General features: G+C 71.2%; 12 protein-coding genes and 1 CRISPR repeat array. Of the genes, 10 read left to right on the top strand and 2 right to left on the bottom strand.

The genetic code is table 11. The annotated features are described in order from the left end of the window. The 8 genes from trpB to JNW98_RS05670 all read left to right on the top strand — a co-directional run bounded on the left by trpB (position 1) and on the right by JNW98_RS05670 (position 12,361). Positions 1 to 1,284, top strand: coding sequence for a tryptophan synthase subunit beta (gene trpB, locus JNW98_RS05705; protein ID WP_223766962.1), 1,284 nt, complete (start codon positions 1 to 3; stop codon positions 1,282 to 1,284). Further along, positions 1,281 to 2,099 carry a tryptophan synthase subunit alpha gene (gene trpA, locus JNW98_RS05700; protein WP_223766961.1) on the top strand — a complete coding sequence of 273 codons (819 nt, stop codon included), beginning with the start codon at positions 1,281 to 1,283 and terminating at the stop codon, positions 2,097 to 2,099. The genes trpB and trpA overlap by 4 nt, the downstream gene beginning before the upstream one ends. A gap of 100 nt (positions 2,100 to 2,199) precedes the next feature. Continuing rightward, positions 2,200 to 3,000, top strand: coding sequence for a DsbA family protein (locus JNW98_RS05695; RefSeq protein ID WP_223766960.1), 801 nt, complete (start codon positions 2,200 to 2,202; stop codon positions 2,998 to 3,000). A gap of 135 nt (positions 3,001 to 3,135) precedes the next feature. Continuing rightward, positions 3,136 to 4,086, top strand: coding sequence for a prolipoprotein diacylglyceryl transferase (gene lgt / locus JNW98_RS05690; RefSeq protein ID WP_223766959.1), 951 nt, complete (start codon positions 3,136 to 3,138; stop codon positions 4,084 to 4,086). A gap of 373 nt (positions 4,087 to 4,459) precedes the next feature. Further along, the gene (locus tag JNW98_RS05685) at positions 4,460 to 5,191 is read left to right on the top strand and encodes a VIT1/CCC1 transporter family protein (protein ID WP_223766958.1); all 732 of its coding nucleotides are present in this window, start codon (positions 4,460 to 4,462) and stop codon (positions 5,189 to 5,191) included. Positions 5,192 to 5,495: 304 nt separating this feature from the next. After that, positions 5,496 to 10,079: a glutamate synthase large subunit gene (gene gltB / locus JNW98_RS05680; RefSeq protein WP_223766957.1), complete on the top strand. Its 4,584-nt coding sequence runs from the start codon at positions 5,496 to 5,498 to the stop codon at positions 10,077 to 10,079. Beyond that, on the top strand, positions 10,072 to 11,532 hold the full coding sequence (locus JNW98_RS05675) for a glutamate synthase subunit beta (protein ID WP_223766956.1): 1,461 nt from the start codon (positions 10,072 to 10,074) through the stop codon (positions 11,530 to 11,532). Before gltB ends, JNW98_RS05675 begins: the two co-directional genes overlap by 8 nt. A gap of 256 nt (positions 11,533 to 11,788) precedes the next feature. Further along, positions 11,789 to 12,361, top strand: a complete 573-nt coding sequence (locus JNW98_RS05670; protein ID WP_223766955.1) for an AMIN-like domain-containing (lipo)protein — start codon at positions 11,789 to 11,791, stop codon at positions 12,359 to 12,361. A 100-nt stretch (positions 12,362 to 12,461) separates the two neighbouring features. Then, a CRISPR array of direct repeats spans positions 12,462 to 12,978; the repeat unit is 29 nt; unit sequence GTGATCCCCGCGCGTGCGGGGGTGGTCCC. A 339-nt stretch (positions 12,979 to 13,317) separates the two neighbouring features. Here JNW98_RS05670 and JNW98_RS05665 read toward each other — a convergent pair. Continuing rightward, positions 13,318 to 13,695 carry a hypothetical protein gene (locus tag JNW98_RS05665; protein ID WP_223766954.1) on the bottom strand — a complete coding sequence of 126 codons (378 nt, stop codon included), beginning with the start codon at positions 13,693 to 13,695 and terminating at the stop codon, positions 13,318 to 13,320. Positions 13,696 to 13,820: 125 nt separating this feature from the next. Next, positions 13,821 to 15,062 carry a helix-turn-helix domain-containing protein gene (locus JNW98_RS05660; RefSeq protein ID WP_223766953.1) on the bottom strand — a complete coding sequence of 414 codons (1,242 nt, stop codon included), beginning with the start codon at positions 15,060 to 15,062 and terminating at the stop codon, positions 13,821 to 13,823. Between the two features lie 207 nt (positions 15,063 to 15,269). Here JNW98_RS05660 and lgoX point away from each other — a divergent pair, with 207 nt between their 5' ends. After that, positions 15,270 to 17,261 (top strand): L-glutamate oxidase LgoX, encoded by a 1,992-nt coding sequence (lgoX, locus tag JNW98_RS05655; protein WP_223766952.1) that lies wholly within the window; start codon positions 15,270 to 15,272, stop codon positions 17,259 to 17,261. A gap of 61 nt (positions 17,262 to 17,322) precedes the next feature. Continuing rightward, positions 17,323 to 18,198, top strand: coding sequence for a hypothetical protein (locus tag JNW98_RS05650; protein ID WP_223766951.1), 876 nt, complete (start codon positions 17,323 to 17,325; stop codon positions 18,196 to 18,198). The last annotated feature ends 38 nt before the right edge of the window (positions 18,199 to 18,236 follow it).

The following is an 18,236-nucleotide window of genomic DNA, read 5'->3' as shown; positions in this document are numbered from 1 at the left end:
GTGTCCTCTGAGTTCTTCGTTCCCGACCCCGCGGGCCAGGTGCCCAGCGCGGCGGGCTACTTCGGCGCCTTCGGCGGCACCTTCATCCCCGAGGCGCTGGTCGCCGCCGTGGACGAGGTCGCCGTCGCCTACGAGAAGGCCAAGTCCGACCCGTCGTTCGCCGCCGAGCTCGACGACCTGATGGTCAACTACACCGGGCGTCCCAGCTCCCTCACCGAGGTGCCGCGGTTCGCCGAACACGCGGGCGGCGCCCGGGTGTTCCTCAAACGCGAGGACCTGAACCACACCGGTTCCCACAAGATCAACAACGTGCTGGGTCAGGCCCTGCTCACCAAGCGCATGGGCAAGACGCGCGTCATCGCGGAGACCGGCGCCGGCCAGCACGGCGTCGCCACCGCCACCGCCTGCGCCCTCTTCGGCCTCGACTGCACCATCTACATGGGCGAGGTCGACACCGAGCGGCAGGCCCTCAACGTCGCCCGGATGCGGATGCTCGGCGCCGAGGTCATCGCCGTGAAGTCCGGCAGCCGCACCCTGAAGGACGCCATCAACGAGGCGTTCCGCGACTGGGTCGCCAACGTCGACCGCACCCACTACCTCTTCGGCACGGTCGCCGGACCGCACCCCTTCCCGGCCATGGTCCGCGACTTCCACCGGGTCATCGGCGTCGAGGCCCGCCGGCAGATCCTGGAGCGCGCCGGACGGCTGCCCGACGCGGCCGTCGCCTGCGTCGGCGGCGGCTCCAACGCCATCGGCCTGTTCCACGCCTTCATCCCCGACGCGGACGTCCGGCTCATCGGCTGCGAGCCCGCCGGGCACGGCGTCGAGACCGGCGAGCACGCGGCCACCCTCACCGCGGGCGAGCCGGGCATCCTGCACGGCTCCCGCTCCTACGTCCTCCAGGACGACGAGGGCCAGATCACCGAGCCGTACTCCATCTCGGCCGGCCTGGACTACCCCGGCGTCGGACCCGAGCACGCCTACCTCAAGGACTCCGGCCGCGGCGAGTACCGCGCGGTCACCGACGACGCCGCGATGCGGGCGCTGCGCCTGCTGTCCCGCACCGAGGGCATCATCCCGGCCATCGAGAGCGCCCACGCGCTCGCCGGGGCCCTGGAGGTCGGCCGGGAGCTGGGTGAGGACGGCCTGATCGTCGTCAACCTGTCCGGCCGCGGCGACAAGGACATGGACACCGCCGCCCGCTACTTCGGCCTCTACGACACCGACGCCGAAGTGGCCGCCGACCGTACCGCCACCGCGGAGATCGAGGGGGACGCCAAGTGAGCGGGAACGTAAAGCTGTTGACGGACACCCTCGCCGCCGCCAAGGCCGAGGACCGGGCCGCGCTCATCGCCTACCTCCCGGCCGGCTTCCCCACCGTGGACGGCGGCATCGCGGCGATCAAGGCCGTCTTCGACGGCGGCGCGGACGTGGTCGAGGTGGGGCTGCCGCACAGCGACCCCGTCCTCGACGGTCCCGTCATCCAGACCGCCGACGACATCGCCCTGAAGGGCGGCGTCCGGATCGCGGACGTCATGCGGACGGTCCGGGAGGCCCACGAGGCCACCGGGAAGCCCGTGCTCGTCATGACGTACTGGAACCCCATCGACCGCTACGGCGTCGAGCGGTTCACCGCCGAGCTGGCCGCGGCGGGCGGCGCCGGCTGCATCCTGCCCGACCTGCCGGTGCAGGAGTCGGACCTGTGGCGGGAGCACGCCGGCCGGCACGGGCTGGCGACGGTCTTCGTCGTCGCGCCCAGCAGCAAGGACGAGCGGCTCGCCACGATCACCGCGGCGGGCAGCGGCTTCGTCTACGCGGCCTCCCTGATGGGCGTCACCGGCACCCGAGCGTCCGTCGGCGCCCAGGCGAAGGAGCTGGTCGAGCGCACCCGCGCCACCGGCACCGCGCTGCCCGTCTGCGTCGGCCTCGGCGTCTCCGACGCGGCGCAGGCCGCGGAGGTCGCCGGGTTCGCCGACGGCGTCATCGTCGGCTCGGCCTTCGTCAAGCGGATGCTCGACGCTCCGGACGAGGCGGCCGGGCTCGCGGCGGTGCGGGAGCTCGCCGGGGAACTGGCGGAGGGCGTCCGCAAGCGGGGCTGATCCCGTCGTGAGCGAGCCGGGGTAACCCGTTCGAAGGAACCTGGGACCGGGGGTGCGCCGAGGCGCACCCCCGGTTCGTCGTACTTCGTTGTACGGGGACGTGAACGAGAAGAACAGCGACGCAAAGCGCAGCGCCCGCGAGCGGCTGCAGGAACAGCGCCTGAAGGACGCCGCCCGCGCCAAACGCAGACGGGCGATGATCGCGGGGCTGGCGGTGGTGGGGGTGCTGGGGACCGGCGCCGGGGTCGCGGCGGTGATCGCGAGCACGGGCGGGGAGAAGGAGGACGAGGCGGCCGGTCCGCCGCTGCCGCCGCAGGGGGCGCTCGGCAAGGACGGCTCCACCATCCCGGTCGGCAAGAAGGCCGCCAAGGCCACGCTGACCGTCTACGAGGACTTCCGCTGCCCGGCCTGCGCCCTGTTCGAGAACGCGTACCGCGACACCGTGCGCGACCTGGAGCAGGAGGGGAAGCTCAAGACCGAGTACCACATCGTCACCCTCATCGACCGGAACCTGGGCGGTGCGGGCTCGCTCCGGGCCGCGAACGCGGCGGCGTGTGCGCAGGACGTCGGGAAGTTCGCCGCGTACCACGACGTCCTCTACAAGAACCAGCCGCCCGAGACGAAGGACGCCTTCGGCGACACCTCCCGGCTGTACGAGCTGGCCGAGCAGGTCCCGGGGCTGAACACCCCCGGCTTCCAGAAGTGCGTCGACGACGGCATGCACGACAGCTGGGTGAAGCAGACGTACGAGACGTTCCGCAAGGGCGCCTACAAGGCCACCCCGACCGTGCTGCTCAACGGGAAGAGCGTGTACGGCGACCCGGCGCATCCGCTGACGCCGGCGAAGCTGCGGGAGATGGTCGTGGCGACGTCCTCTTCGTCGTCCAAGAAGAAGCACTGAGGCGGGCGGGGCGCGCTTCCCGCGGGGCGTGCGAGTCCGGGGCGTTTCGCGTGCGGGGCACGGGGCCCGTTACGCAGCTGTTGTCCCGGGTGGGTTGCCGGTCGCGCGCCCCGGCAGGGTAGCGTCGGTGGTGCCATGAATCTCGCATACATTCCCAGCCCGTCGACCGGCGTGCTCCACCTGGGGCCGGTCCCGCTGCGCGGCTACGCCTTCTGCATCATCATCGGCGTCTTCGCCGCCGTCTGGCTCGGCAACCGCCGCTGGATGGCGCGCGGCGGCCGGGCCGGGACCGTCGCCGACATCGCCGTCTGGGCCGTGCCCTTCGGCCTCGTCGGCGGCCGGCTCTACCACGTCATCACCGACTACGAGCTGTACTTCGGTGAGGGGCGGAACTGGGTCGACGCCTTCAAGATCTGGGAGGGCGGCCTCGGCATCTGGGGCGCGGTCGCGCTCGGCGCGGTCGGCGCCTGGATCGGCTGCCGGACGCGCGGCATCCCGCTGCCGGCCTGGGCGGACGCCGTCGCCCCCGGTATCGCCGTGGCGCAGGCGATCGGCCGGTGGGGCAACTGGTTCAACCAGGAGCTCTACGGCAAGGCGACGGACCTGCCGTGGGCGCTGAAGATCGACGCCGATCCGGGGATCGGGCGGGTCGCCGGTACGTACCATCCGACGTTCCTGTACGAGTCGCTGTGGTGCCTCGGGGTCGCCGCTCTGGTGATCTGGGCCGATCGGCGCTTCAAGCTCGGTCATGGCCGGGCGTTCGCGCTGTATGTGGCGGCGTACACGGTGGGGCGCTTCTGGACGGAGTACCTGCGGGTGGACGACGCCCATCATGTGCTGGGGCTGCGGCTCAACGGGTGGACGTCGATTCTGGTGTTCCTGGCGGCGGTGGCTTACATGGTGGTGTCGTCGAGGAGGGTTCCTGGGCGGGAGGCTGTGGTCGAGCCGGGTGCTTCCGGCTCCGCTCGGGAGGCGGAGGACGGTGCTCCGGGGGAGCCGGTGGATCTGTCGAAGCCGGCGGGTGGGGCGAAGCCGGTGGATGGGCCGAAGCCGGCGGACGGGGCGAAGCCGGCCAAGAAGCTCTGAGCTTTGCGCTGGGGCGGGATGGGGGTTTGCCCCTGTCCCGCCCCTTCGCCGTTTCCTGGGGCTGCGCCCCAGACCCCGCTTGTCGCGGCTTCGCCGCTCGTCCTCAAACGCCGGACGGGCTGGATCGTGCCTGAGGTGGCACTTCCAGCCCGTCCGGCGATTGAGGACAACCCGCGGAGCGCGGTTTCGGGGGTCCGAGGGGCTTGCCCCCGGGAATCGGCGAAGGGGTGGGACCGGGGCGCGGCAAAACCGCAGGTCAGCGAGGTAAGTTCGGCCTTCCTTGCTAGCGCGGACATGCCATTCGTGCGTACCGTCGGACCGTAGGGGGCAGAGCACAAGGCCCGCCCTCCGGGCGAAGGAGCACCGAACCACCATGGCCGTCCTCGACACCGCCGCCGCCACGCACATAGCCCACCGCGACAACCACACGCACCGCGACGTGAACGGCGGCTGGCTGCGTCCCGCCGTGTTCGGGGCGATGGACGGTCTGGTGTCGAACCTCGCGCTGCTGACCGGCGTCGCGGGCGGGGACGCCACGTCGCAGACGTTGGTGATCACGGGGCTGGCGGGGCTCGCCGCGGGTGCGTTCTCGATGGCGGTGGGGGAGTACACGTCCGTCGCGTCGCAGCGCGAGCTGGTCCTCGCCGAGCTCGACATCGAGCGGCGTGAGCTGCGGAAACACCCGACGGACGAGCTGGAGGAGCTGGCCGCGCTCTACGAGTCGCGCGGGGTGGAGCCGGCGCTCGCGCGGGAGGTGGCGCGGCAGCTGTCGAAGGACCCGGAGCAGGCGCTGGAGATCCACGCCCGCGAGGAGCTGGGCATCGACCCCTCCGACCTGCCCTCGCCGATGACGGCGGCCCTCGCCTCGTTCGGCTCGTTCGCGCTGGGCGCGCTGCTGCCCGTCCTCCCGTACCTGCTGGGCGCCACGCAGCTGTGGCCCGCGGTGCTGCTGGCGCTGCTGGGGCTGTTCGCGTGCGGCGCGGTCGTCGCCCGGGTCACCGCGCGCAGCTGGTGGTTCAGCGGGCTGCGGCAGCTGCTGCTGGGCGGTGCGGCGGCCGGTGTGACGTATCTCCTGGGTATTGCCTTCGGGACCGCCGTCGGGTGATGCTTTATGCGGGTCACCGCATAACGAACGTGCGTCACGAGCTGGTTTCCATGCGGTTTCAACCCTTCGACAACAGGGCACATCTTCACAAGCGCCCGTGGGCAGTGCGGCCCGCGCCGGTTGCGCTCCACCCTCATGGATCTCACGGATCTCGTGGATCCGGCCGCTGTTGTCCACATAGTGGAATACATCTTCCACTGTGCGAGAAGCGGGTCATCATGTAGCCTGCACCAAATTTCGCGGAGGGCCAGCGTCGTCCCTCGGCACATGCACCGCCATGAATGCCAAGACGACGGGAGCGCCGATGCGTTCTGCATCCCACCCCGCTCAGCAGGGGATGTACGACCCCCGCCATGAGCACGACGCCTGCGGCGTCGGCTTTGTCGCGACTCTGACCGGCGAGGCGAGCCACGCCCTGGTGGAACAGGCGCTCACCGTCCTGCGCAACCTGGAGCACCGCGGCGCCACCGGCTCCGAGCCGGACTCCGGTGACGGCGCCGGCATCCTCGTCCAGATCCCGGACGCCTTCCTCCGCGAGGCCGTGGACTTCGCCCTCCCGGAGCAGGGGGCGTACGCGGTCGGCATCGCGTTCCTGCCCGCCGAGGGTGACGTCGACGGTGATGCCGACGGTGACGCCGAGGGTGTCTCACGCATCGAGACGATCGCCGCCATCGCCGCCGAGGAAGGGCTGACCGTCCTCGGCTGGCGTACCGTCCCCGTCGCCCCCGAGCTGCTGGGCAGCACCGCCCGCGCCACCATGCCGGAGTTCCGGCAGCTGTTCGTGGCGGACGCGGACGGCGAGAGCCGCGGGATCGCCCTGGACCGCAAGGCGTTCGTGCTGCGCAAGCGCGCCGAGCGCGAGGCCGGCGTCTACTTCCCGTCGCTCTCCGCCCGCACCATCGTCTACAAGGGCATGCTGACCACCGGCCAGCTGGAGCCCTTCTTCCCGGACCTGTCCGACCGCCGGTTCGCCACCGCCATCGCGCTGGTCCACTCCCGCTTCTCCACCAACACGTTCCCCAGCTGGCCGCTCGCCCACCCGTACCGGTTCGTCGCCCACAACGGTGAGATCAACACCGTCAACGGCAACCGCAACTGGATGCGCGCCCGCGAGTCGCAGCTCGCGTCGGAGCTGTTCGGGACGGGCAAGAGCCTGGAGCGGACGTTCCCCGTCTGCACCCCGGACGCGTCCGACTCCGCCTCCTTCGACGAGGTGCTGGAGCTGCTGCACCTGGGCGGGCGTTCGCTGCCGCACAGCGTGCTGATGATGATCCCCGAGGCATGGGAGCACCACGCCTCCATGGACCCCGCCCGTCGCGCCTTCTACCAGTACCACTCCACCCTGATGGAGCCCTGGGACGGCCCGGCCTGCGTCACCTTCACCGACGGCACCCTCGTCGGCGCCGTTCTCGACCGCAACGGGCTGCGTCCCGGCCGGTACTGGGTCACCGACGACGGGCTGGTCGTCCTCTCCTCCGAGGTCGGCGTCCTCGACATCGACCCCGCCCGGGTCGTCCGCAAGGGCCGGCTCCAGCCGGGGAAGATGTTCCTGGTCGACACGGCCGGGCACCGCATCATCGAGGACGACGAGATCAAGGCCGGCCTCGCCGCCGAGCAGCCGTACAAGGAGTGGCTGGAGGCCGGGCTCATCGAGCTCAAGGACCTCCCCGAGCGCGAGCACATCGTGCACACCCACGCGTCCGTCACCCGCCGCCAGCAGACCTTCGGCTACACCGAGGAGGAGCTGCGCGTCATCCTCGCGCCGATGGCGAACTCGGGCGCCGAGCCGATCGGTTCGATGGGCACCGACTCGCCGATCGCCGCGCTCTCCGCGCGCCCGCGGCTGCTCTTCGACTACTTCACCCAGCTGTTCGCGCAGGTCACCAACCCCCCGCTGGACGCCATCCGGGAAGAGCTGGTCACCTCGCTCGTCTCGTCCCTCGGCCCGCAGGGCAACCTGCTGGAGCCGACGGCCGCGTCCTGCCGCAGCGTCACCCTGCCGTTCCCGGTCATCGACAACGACGAGCTCGCCAAGCTCATCCACATCAACGCCGACGGCGACCTCCCCGGCCTCAAGGCCGCCACCCTCTCCGGCCTCTACCGGGTCTCCGGCGGCGGCGAGGCGCTGGCCGCGCGGCTGGACGCGATGTGCGCCGAGGTCGACGCGGCCATCGCCGGCGGCGCCCGGCTGATCGTCCTCTCCGACCGGCACTCCGACGCCGAGCACGCCCCCATCCCGTCCCTGCTGCTCACCTCGGCCGTCCACCACCACCTCATCCGCACCAAGCAGCGCACGCACGTGGGCCTGCTGGTCGAGGCGGGGGACGTCCGCGAGGTGCACCACGTCGCGCTGCTCATCGGTTACGGCGCGGCGGCCGTCAACCCGTACCTCGCCATGGAGTCCGTCGAGGACCTGGTCAGGGCCGGGACGTTCCTCAGCGGCATCGCGCCCGAGGACGCCATCCGCAACCTCATCAAGGCGCTGGGCAAGGGCGTGCTGAAGGTGATGTCCAAGATGGGCATCTCCACCGTCGCCTCCTACCGCGGCGCCCAGGTCTTCGAGGCCGTCGGGCTCGACGCGTCGTTCGTCGACACGTACTTCCACGGCACGCCCACCAAGATCGGCGGCGTGGGCCTGGACATCGTCGCCCGCGAGGTCGCCGCCCGGCACGCCAAGGCGTACCCCGCCACCGGCATCCCCGCCACCCACCGGCGGCTGGAGATCGGCGGCGAGTACCAGTGGCGGCGGGAGGGCGAGCCGCACCTGTTCGACCCCGACACCGTCTTCCGGCTCCAGCACGCCACCCGCTCCCGGCGCTACGACATCTTCAAGCAGTACACCGTGCGCGTGAACGAGCAGTCGGAGCGGCTGATGACGCTCCGCGGGCTGTTCGCGTTCGCCAGCGACCGGAAGCCGGTGCCGCTGGACGAGGTCGAGCCGGTGAGCGAGATCGTCAAGCGGTTCTCGACGGGCGCGATGTCGTACGGGTCCATCTCGCAGGAGGCCCACGAGACGCTGGCCATCGCCATGAACCGGCTGGGCGGCAAGTCCAACACGGGTGAAGGCGGCGAGGACCCGGAGCGGCTGTACGACCCGGCGCGGCGCAGCGCCATCAAGCAGGTCGCGTCCGGGCGCTTCGGGGTGACCAGCGAATACCTGGTCAACGCCGACGACATCCAGATCAAGATGGCCCAGGGCGCCAAGCCCGGCGAGGGCGGCCAGCTGCCCGGCCACAAGGTCTACCCGTGGGTCGCCAAGACGCGGCACTCGACGCCGGGCGTCGGGCTCATCTCCCCGCCGCCGCACCACGACATCTACTCCATCGAGGACCTCGCCCAGCTCATCCACGACCTGAAGAACGCCAACCCGGCCGCCCGCATCCATGTGAAGCTGGTGTCCGAGGTGGGCGTCGGGACGGTCGCGGCGGGTGTGTCGAAGGCGCACGCGGATGTGGTGCTGATCTCCGGGCACGACGGGGGTACGGGCGCGTCGCCGCTGACGTCGCTGAAGCATGCGGGCGGGCCGTGGGAGCTGGGGTTGGCCGAAGCCCAGCAGACGCTGCTGCTCAACGGGTTGCGCGACCGGATCGTCGTCCAGGCCGACGGGCAGCTCAAGACCGGGCGCGATGTCGTGATCGCGGCGCTGCTCGGGGCGGAGGAGTTCGGGTTCGCGACCGCGCCGCTCGTCGTCTCCGGGTGCGTCATGATGCGCGTCTGCCACCTGGACACCTGCCCGGTCGGCATCGCCACGCAGAACCCGGTGCTGCGGGAACGGTTCGCGGGCAAGGCCGAGTTCGTCGTCAACTTCTTCGAGTTCATCGCGGAGGAGGTGCGGGAGCTGCTCGCCGAGCTGGGCTTCCGGACGCTGGAGGAGGCCGTCGGGCACGCCGAACTCCTCGACACCGGGCGGGCCGTGGACCACTGGAAGGCGCAGGGGCTCGACCTCGCACCGCTGTTCCACGTCCCCGAGCTGCCCGCGGGCGCCGTACGGCACCGGACCGTCCCCCAGGACCACGGCCTGGCCAAGGCACTCGACAACCAGCTGATCAAGCTGGCCGCCGACGCGCTCGACACAGTGGGGGTCGAGGAGGCGCAGCCCGTGCGGGCGCAGGTGCCGGTCCGGAACATCAACCGGACCGTCGGCACCATGCTCGGCCACGAGGTCACCAAGCGGTACGGCGGCGCCGGGCTGCCCGACGACACCATCGACATCACGTTCACCGGCTCGGCCGGCCAGTCGTTCGGCGCCTTCCTGCCGCGCGGTGTCACCCTGCGGCTGGAGGGCGACGCCAACGACTACGTCGGCAAGGGCCTGTCGGGCGGCCGGCTCGTCGTCCGGCCGGACCGGGCCGCCGACCACCTCGCCGAGTACTCCACCATCGCCGGCAACACGATTGGTTACGGCGCCACGGGCGGGGAGATGTTCCTGCGGGGCGCGGTCGGGGAGCGGTTCTGCGTCCGCAACTCGGGCGCGGTGGTCGTGTCGGAGGGCGTCGGCGACCACGGCTGCGAGTACATGACGGGTGGCCGGGCCGTCGTGCTCGGTCCGACGGGACGGAACTTCGCGGCCGGCATGTCGGGCGGTGTCGCCTACGTCGTGGATTTGGACCCGCGCAACGTCAACAAGGAGCTGGCGGGGGCTGTCGGGTCGCTGGACGACGCCGACGCGCGGTGGCTGCACGGTGTCGTGCGCCGCCACCAGGAGGAGACGGGGTCCACCGTGGCGGCCGGCCTCCTCGCCGACTGGGACGCGGCGGTGGCGCGCTTCCGCAAGGTCGTCCCGCCCACGTACCAGGCAGTGCTCGCCGCCAAGGACGCCGCCGAGCGAGCGGGTCTCTCCGAGACCGAGACCCACGAGAAGATGATGGAGGCGGCGACCCATGGCTGATCCGAAGGGCTTCCTGACCACCGGGCGCGAGGTCGCCCGCACCCGTCCCGTCGAGGAGCGCGTCCGCGACTGGAACGAGGTGTACGTTCCGGGCTCGCTGCTGCCGGTCATCTCGAAGCAGGCCGGCCGGTGCATGGACTGCGGCATTCCGTTCTGCCACAACGGCTGTCCGCTGGGGAACCTCATCCCCGAGTGGAACGACTACGCGTGGCGGGGCGACTGGCAGGCGGCGAGCGAGCGCCTGCACGCGACGAACAACTTCCCCGAGTTCACGGGCCGGTTGTGCCCGGCGCCGTGCGAGTCCGCGTGCGTCCTGGGCATCAACCAGGACCCCGTCACCATCAAGAACGTCGAGGTGACGATCGTCGACAAGGCGTGGGAGGCGGGTGACGTCACGCCGCAGCCGCCCGAGCGGCTCTCCGGCAAGACCGTCGCCGTCATCGGCTCGGGTCCCGCCGGCCTCGCCGCCGCCCAGCAGCTGACGCGGGCGGGTCACACGGTGGCGGTGTACGAGCGTGCCGACCGGATCGGCGGGCTGCTGCGGTACGGCATCCCCGAGTTCAAGATGGAGAAGCGGCACATCAACCGGCGCATCGAGCAGATGCGGGCGGAGGGGACCAAGTTCCGCACGGAGGTCGAGATCGGCCGCGACATCGACGGCGCGAAGCTGCGCGGGCGGTACGACGCGGTGGTCGTGGCGGCGGGTGCGACGACATCCCGTGACCTGCCGGTTCCCGGGCGGGAGCTGCGCGGCATCCACTTCGCGATGGAGTACCTGCCGGTCGCCAACAAGGTGCAGGAGGGTGACTACGTCGCCCCCACCATCACGGCCGAGGGCAAGCACGTGGTGGTGATTGGTGGCGGTGACACGGGCGCGGACTGCGTGGGCACGGCGCACCGGCAGGGCGCGTTGTCGGTGACGCAGCTGGAGATCATGCCGCGGCCGGGGGAGGAGCGGGCGGCTGGTCAGCCGTGGCCGACGTTCCCGATGCTGTACAAGGTCACCTCGGCCCATGAGGAGGGCGGGGAGCGCGTCTACTCGGTGTCCACGACCCACTTCGAGGGCGACGAGGAGGGGCGTGTGCAGTGGCTGCACCTGGTGGAGGTGGAGTTCAAGGGCGGCAAGCTTGAGCAGAAGCCGGGTACTGAGCGCCGCATCCCGGCGCAGCTGGTGACGCTGGCGATGGGCTTCACGGGAACGGACCGCGCGAACGGCTTGGTGGAGCAGCTGGGCCTGGAGCTGGACGCTCGCGGGAACATCGCCCGTGACGGCTCCTACGCGACGAACGTGCCGGGCGTGTTCGTGGCCGGTGACGCGGGTCGTGGCCAGTCGCTGATCGTCTGGGCGATCGCGGAGGGCCGCTCGGCGGCGCGTGCCGTCGACCGCTACCTGACGGGCACGAGCACGCTCCCGGCCCCGATCCGCCCGACGGACCGGGCGCTGGCGGTCTGAGGTCGGCACCCCTTGTCGCCCCGCCCGCCGGACGGACATCGGCCCGTCCGGCGGGCGGTGTTGGCCATTTGCTGAGGTCAACTGGCTTATTACGAAAAGGAGTTGATTTGGGCGCCGCTTGAACAACGGCTAACAAGAATCTGTTTTGCGTCAACGTAGCGTGATCTTTGGCTGAAACCTGCACCCGGCGTGACCTGCGCTCGTTACGATGGTCCTATCGCATGTACCTGTATCCAGATCTTCCAGGAGACACACCATGCGACGTTTGACGACAGCGGCCGCCGTACTCGTACTGGCCGGCGCGGGGCTCATGGGCACGATCGGCACCGCCGACGCCGCGACCACCGCCCCGGCGGCGCCCGGGACCACCGCGGCCTGCTCGACGGCCTGGGGCAGCGGCGACAAGTCCGCCACCGGCTCGGGATACAAGCCGCTGAAGAACATCAGGACCGGCAGCAACGAGTGCTACGACCGCCTGGTCTTCGACCTCGGCGGTTCGTCCAAGACCGGCTTCCGCGTGGGCTACGTCGACGCCTTCCACCAGGACGGCTCCGGCGACCTGATACCCGTCAAGGGCGGCGCCATACTCCAGGTCTACTTGAACGCCCCGAGCTACGACCCCAACACCGGCACCCCCACCTACCCGGGCCACGGCCGCCAGCCCCTCCCGGGCGTCGACCTCACCGGCTACCGCACCTTCCAAGACACGAAGTTCGGCGCGAGCTTCGAGGGCCAGACCCAGGTGGCCGTGGGCGTCCGGGCTCGACTGCCGTTCCGGGTCGAGCAGTCGGGGGACAAGCTGATTGTGGATGTGGCGCATAGCTGGTGAGGGCCGCTGGGGCGGAATGCGCGGTATGGCGGGTTCGCCGGAATTTCGGGAAGTGAGTAAAAACCGAGGTCGGCGCGGCTAAAGCCGCAGGTGGCGGCCTGTGATCCCCGCGCGTGCGGGGGTGGTCCCAGGCCGGCGGCCGGGGCGGAACGCGACCTGAGGTGATCCCCGCGCGTGCGGGGGTGGTCCCGTCCTCGGTCAGGTCGAGCGCCTCGGTGATCTGTGATCCCCGCGCGTGCGGGGGTGGTCCCGCGCTGGGTGACAGCCTGGCCACGCCAAAGGGGTGATCCCCGCGCGTGCGGGGGTGGTCCCCGATTCCGCGGCATGCCCGAAGCGGATCAACTGTGATCCCCGCGCGTGCGGGGGTGGTCCCGGCAGAAGGTGCTGACCCGCGAAGGCGGACCGGTGATCCCCGCGCGTGCGGGGGTGGTCCCCGGCAGGGCTTGGGCGGCATGATCGGGTTCGAGTGGTCCCCGCGCGTGCGGAGGTGGTCCCGCCGTCGATGAAGACGGGATCCCGACGCTGGAGTGGTCCCCGCGCGTGCGGAGGTGGTCCCGCCGTCGATGAAGACGGGATCCCGACGCTGGAGTGGACCCCGCGCGTGCGGGGGTGGTCCCGGCGACTACGCCATCGGCGACCGCGACAAGCTGAGGTCCCCGCGCTCGCGGGGTGGACCGGCGCGCCACCTGGCTCCAGTAGTCCCCGCGTTTGCGGGCGTGGTCCCGGGGCCCTCGCTCTAACGGTGAAATCTTACGGATGCCGCCGTTGGTGGTGGGCTACGTACGCACCCGACAGGCGCAGGGTTCGGTCCGGGTTGTCTGGGTTCGCTTCTGGGCGGCGTTTGGTGTCCAGGTCGGCACATGCCGGGCAGCCCGCGATTGGGGCGGGCATGGCTCGTGGGCCGGCGGGGTGGGGGAGGCGCGGCAAGGGGCGGAGGGGCGCGTGGGGGCGGGGCATCAGCATGGGGTGTCCCGTGGTTCGGCGTGGGCGCAGGCGCGGAGCTGTGCGTTGGTGGGTGGGGGTGGGGAGTGGGAGGTCCGGGTCGCCGCTACCTTCAGGGCGTCCCGTAGGGACTCGCACAGGAGGGCCGTCGCGCAGCGGAGTTCGGCCTCCGGGGTCGAGGGGTCGTCCAGTAGCTCCTGGGCGTGGGACAGGAGGTCTGCGGCCACAGCGAGGTGGAGGGACTCCACGTCGTCCGCCAGGCGGGACAGGCGTCCCGACCCGGCGTCCGTGAGCAGGAGGCACGGCTTCGCGTCCTCCGTCGTCCAGGGGAGGATCCGGACAGCTGTTTGTCGTGGGGTGCGCTCAGCTGCCTCGTCGGTCCTGTGTGTCAACTGCGGTTCCTTCTCGTCGCGTCTGGTTCGACGAGGGGACCGTATGGGTGGGGCGCGTCCCGGACCACGGGCCTGGCGGGGCACTTCACGGCAAGGGCCGTGGGATGTATTCCGTTCCGTGGTGGTTAGCCGGCGACCCCCAGGTGGGCGGCCATGTCGCGCATGTCCGCCGTGAGGGTGCGCTTACGGGTCTTGAGGATGTCCGTCATGACGTAGCGGGCCATGGGCTGGTGGGTCAGCCAGGCGCCCGACGTGCGGCGGAGGCCGGTCAATTCGTCCATGGCCTCCTGATGGGAGCCGAGGCGGATGTGGGCCTGGGCGATGTCCAGGCGGTGGCGGCCCCAGTTCGGCGGGGTCGGGCGGCCGAGGGTGTGGACCGCGCGCGAGCCGAGCAGGCCGTCGTCGGCCCGGCGGAGGACGCCTCGGGAGTCACCCACCAAGGCCAGATCCTCGACCGCCTTCATCTCCGCTGTCACCGGGCCGAACCCACCCCAGTGCTCGGGGAAGCCGGTGAACTCGACGCTCAGCGCGCTCGCCGCCGTCCCCGCCATCCGGCGCGCCTCCCGGGCCACGTCAGGACGGTTGTTGCGGATGGACGCCGACGCGACCCGCAGCCAGAGCTCGCCCCAGACCGCCAGCTTCGCCGGGGTCGCGTCGGACATGCGCGGCTCGACCTCCTGTGCCGTGGCGGCGGCCAGTTCCTCGCTCTCCTCGAAGCGGTCCTGGCGCAGCAGCAGCCAGCAGAGGCCGACGACGCCTGTCGCGGCGAGCTGGATCCTGTCCGCCTCGCGGGCCACGCGGATCGCTTCCACCAGGGCGTGGTACGCCATGTCGTACTGCCGGACTTGGGTCAGGTACTTACCCGTGAGCAGCAGGATGTGGCAGCGCGCGACCACCGCCTTCCGCCGCTCCTCGTCCTCCAGGGCGGCGACCGCCGCCTCGGAGCTTCGCAGCAGCCTCGGGAGACGCTTGGCCACCGCGTCGTACTGGTCGGCCCAGTAGAGGGTGTGCCCTTCCCGGACTCCCTGGTGGAGGACCGACACCTCCGCCGCCTCCGCCGGATCCGGCACGCGGCCGGCCAGGCCGACGGCGGGCATCAGCGCCTTGCGCAGCTCGACCAGCGAGCGCCGGTTCGTCTCGTCCAGCAAGCCGAGCACGGGCTTCGGTGCCTCCGTCGCGAAGAGGGCGGACGTGGTCACCCCCAGCGCGCGGGCCAGCGAGTGCAGTGTCTCGATGCGGACGTCCCCGCCCTGTTCCACCTTGCGGACCGTGCTCAGCGACAACTCGGCTGCCTCCGCCAGCCCTTCCTGGCTCAGACCGGCTGTCCGGCGGTACTTCCTCACGTTGTCGGCCAACCCAGTGGACATGGGGTCACCATCCTTCCCAACGCCAGCGTAGGGCCCGCCGTTTGCCGTACAAGGACACGAACGCGGCGGGTAAACCCTCGTACTCGAAAGGCCAGTTGTATTCGGTGGGCGTGTGGAAGGGCGCCGAGCGCCCGTGCGCTCGCACGTTCGGGTGAGCGTCGTTGATCAGACGGTCATATCCCTTGCATCGCGGCCTATTCAGGACGCATGGATGAACTCCCCGCCCCCGAAGGCGGATCAGCCGTTTCCCGTCGTCAGTTCGCCGTCGCCGCCGGTGCGGTCACCGCCGCCGTCGCTGCGGTCGGGGCGCCCGCCGTCACTCCGGCGGAAGCGGCACCTGCCCCCAAGCCCACCGCCGACTGGGACACCTGCATGGAGGTGGCCAGGGCCCTGCTGGTCGTCGACGATCACGACCGGCCGCTGGTGCCCGAGTACAAGAAGATTCTTGATGACGGGCTGCCGCGGACCGGGAAGAAAGCGGCCAGGAAGGTGCTCGTGGTGGGGGCCGGGCCGGCCGGGCTTGTGGCGGCCTGGTTGCTGAAGCGGGCCGGGCACCACGTGACGCTGCTGGAGGCCAACGGCAACCGGGTCGGCGGTCGGATCAAGACGTTCCGCAAGGGCGGGCACGAGCACGCCGCGCAGCCGTTCGCCGACCCCCGGCAGTACGCGGAGGCCGGAGCCATGCGCATTCCCGGCAGTCATCCGCTGGTGATGAGTCTCATCGACGGGCTTGGGGTGAAGCGTCGGCGTTTTTACCTCGTCGATGTGGATGGGGAGGGGAAGCCTGTCAATCACGCCTGGTTGCACGTCAACGGGGTGCGGATGCGGCGTGCCGACTACGCCAAGGATCCTCGGAAGATCAATCGGTCGTTCGGGGTGCCGCGCGAACTGTGGGACACGCCGTCGTCCACCATCCTGCGGCGCGTGCTCGATCCCGTCCGTGACGAGTTCAGCACCGCCGGTGCGGACGGCAAGCGGGTCGACAAGCCGATGCCCGAGCGGGTGAAGGGGTGGGCCCGGGTCATCCAGAAGTACGGCGACTGGTCGATGTACCGGTTCCTCACGGAGGAGGCCGGTTTCGACGAGCGCACGATCGATCTCGTCGGGACGCTGGAGAACCTGACCTCCCGGCTGCCGCTGTCGTTCGTGCACAGTTTCATCAGCCAGTCGCTGATCAGCCCGGACACCGAGTTCTGGGAGCTGGTCGGCGGGACCGCGGCGCTGCCCGACGCGCTGCTCAAGAAGGTCGACGACGTGCTGCGGTTCGACCGGCGGGCGACGCGGATCGAGTACTGGTCGCCGGACCGGGCGGGAGCCGACCGGGCGACCCACGTCCGGAAGGACGGGCCGCGCGTGTGGATCGACACCGTGTCCGAGGGGCGGGACGGCAAGGTCGTCCGCGAGCAGTTCACCGGCGACCTCGCGATCGTCACCGTGCCGTTCACCGGGCTGCGGCACGTGCAGGTCAGCCCGCTGATGTCGTACGGCAAGCGGCGCGCGGTGACGGAACTGCACTACGACAGTGCCACCAAGGTGCTGCTCGAATTCAGCCGCCGGTGGTGGGAGTTCACCGAGGACGACTGGAAGCGGGAGCTGGAGGCCGTCCGGCCCGGGCTGTACGCCAAGTACCGGGACGGGAAGGCGCCCGCCGACGGCAGCCTGCTCGGCGTTCACCCCTCCGTCCCGCACGGGCACATCACCCAGGCGCAGCGCGCCCACTACGCCGCCAACTACTGGGCCGGACGCGACCAGCCCGAGGCGGCGCACATCGTCGGCGGCGGCTCGCTGTCCGACAACCCCAACCGTTTCATGTTCAACCCCTCCCACCCCGTACCCGGCAGCGAGGGCGGCGTCGTCCTCGCCGTCTACTGCTGGGCCGACGACGCCTCGCGCTGGGACTCCCTCGACGACGAGGCCCGCTACCCGCACGCCCTCTGCGGCCTCCAGCAGGTGTACGGGCAGCGCGTCGAGGTCTTCTACACCGGCGCCGGCCGGACCCAGAGCTGGTTGCGCGACCCCTACGCGTACGGCGAGGCGTCCGTCCTGCTGCCCGGCCAGCACACCGAACTCCTCGGCGCCATCCGCGAACCCGAGGGCCCGCTGCACTTCGCGGGCGACCACACGTCCGTCAAGCCGTCCTGGATCGAGGGGGCGCTCGAATCCGGTGTGCGGGCGGCGCTGGAGGCGCACCTCGCCTGAAGGGGGGCGCGGGCGGCTGGGATCATGGCAGCCCTTGCCGCCTGCCCCCCGAGGTGAGTTCTTGAGGAGCACCGCCCTCCGTCCGCACGCGACGCTGCCCGGCCCGTACGACGCCGGGACCGTCCTGGCGACCACCGTCGACGCCCGGGGCAACGCCGTGTGGCTGCTCTGCCCGGACGTGGAAACCGTGCGGAACCCGTACGGGCCGTCGTACCCGAAGCCCCGCCGGTACCCCTACGACGCCCTGCTCGTCAGCAGCGACGGCAGGCCCCCGGTCGAACGCACCCTGACCGGGGTGCGCGTGCGGCCGTCCGCTCTGGATGTCCTGCCCGACGGCCGGGTCCTGCTGGTCGGGGGCGGCGTCGGTGAGCCGAACGCCTGGCTCTTCGGACGCGACGGCCGGTCTCCGCGCCGCTTCTCCATGGGCCGCGGGGCCCGTTTCGTACGGTCCGACCGCCGGGGCGCCCTGTGGAGCGCCTACTCCGACGAGGGGATTCACAGCGACGCACTCGCCGCCGCCGGCCTCGTCCGCTGGGACGGTCACGGCAATCGGCAGTGGTCTCTCACGCCCCCGGACGGCCTCCCGTACCCGGTCGACGCGTACGCCCTCAACGTCGACGACGGAGCCGCATGGTTCGCCTACCACCCGTCGCCCCGCCTCGTCCACGTCGGGACCGACGGCCGAATCACCTCCTGGACGACACCGGCCGGCCACCCCCGGGGCATCGCGGCCCACGGCACGGAGGTCACCCTCCTCGCCGACGACGTGCTGCACCGCTGCCGGGCCTCCGCCGGCACCCTCGACCCGTTCCAAGAAACCCGGCTCACCCTCCCCGACGGCACCCCCCTCACCCGCTACACCGATGTCGTCGGACGCGGGCGGCGGCTCTACGTGCGCGGGAAGTCCGTGCGGCAGTGGTACGTCCTGGAGGGCTGAGCGCCGGGGCCGGCCGGGGAGCGGCGTGCCCGCTCCTC

It is taken from the genome of Streptomyces huiliensis (assembly GCF_020037025.1).
GTDB lineage: Bacteria > Actinomycetota > Actinomycetes > Streptomycetales > Streptomycetaceae > Streptomyces > Streptomyces huiliensis.
The sequence above is the reverse complement of the archived record's forward strand: the minus strand, read 5'-3'. Positions and strand labels throughout refer to the sequence as shown.

Bases quoted from the DNA above. Each gene is read 5' to 3' on its own strand.
- JNW98_RS05660 (WP_223766953.1), bottom strand. From the start codon at position 15,062: ATGTCCACTGGGTTGGCCGACAACGTGAGGAAGTACCGCCGGACAGCC.
- lgoX (WP_223766952.1), top strand. From the start codon at position 15,270: ATGGATGAACTCCCCGCCCCCGAAGGCGGATCAGCCGTTTCCCGTCGT.
- gltB (WP_223766957.1), top strand. From the start codon at position 5,496: ATGCGTTCTGCATCCCACCCCGCTCAGCAGGGGATGTACGACCCCCGC.
- JNW98_RS05685 (WP_223766958.1), top strand. From the start codon at position 4,460: ATGGCCGTCCTCGACACCGCCGCCGCCACGCACATAGCCCACCGCGAC.
- JNW98_RS05670 (WP_223766955.1), top strand. From the start codon at position 11,789: ATGCGACGTTTGACGACAGCGGCCGCCGTACTCGTACTGGCCGGCGCG.
- lgt (WP_223766959.1), top strand. From the start codon at position 3,136: ATGAATCTCGCATACATTCCCAGCCCGTCGACCGGCGTGCTCCACCTG.
- JNW98_RS05675 (WP_223766956.1), top strand. From the start codon at position 10,072: ATGGCTGATCCGAAGGGCTTCCTGACCACCGGGCGCGAGGTCGCCCGC.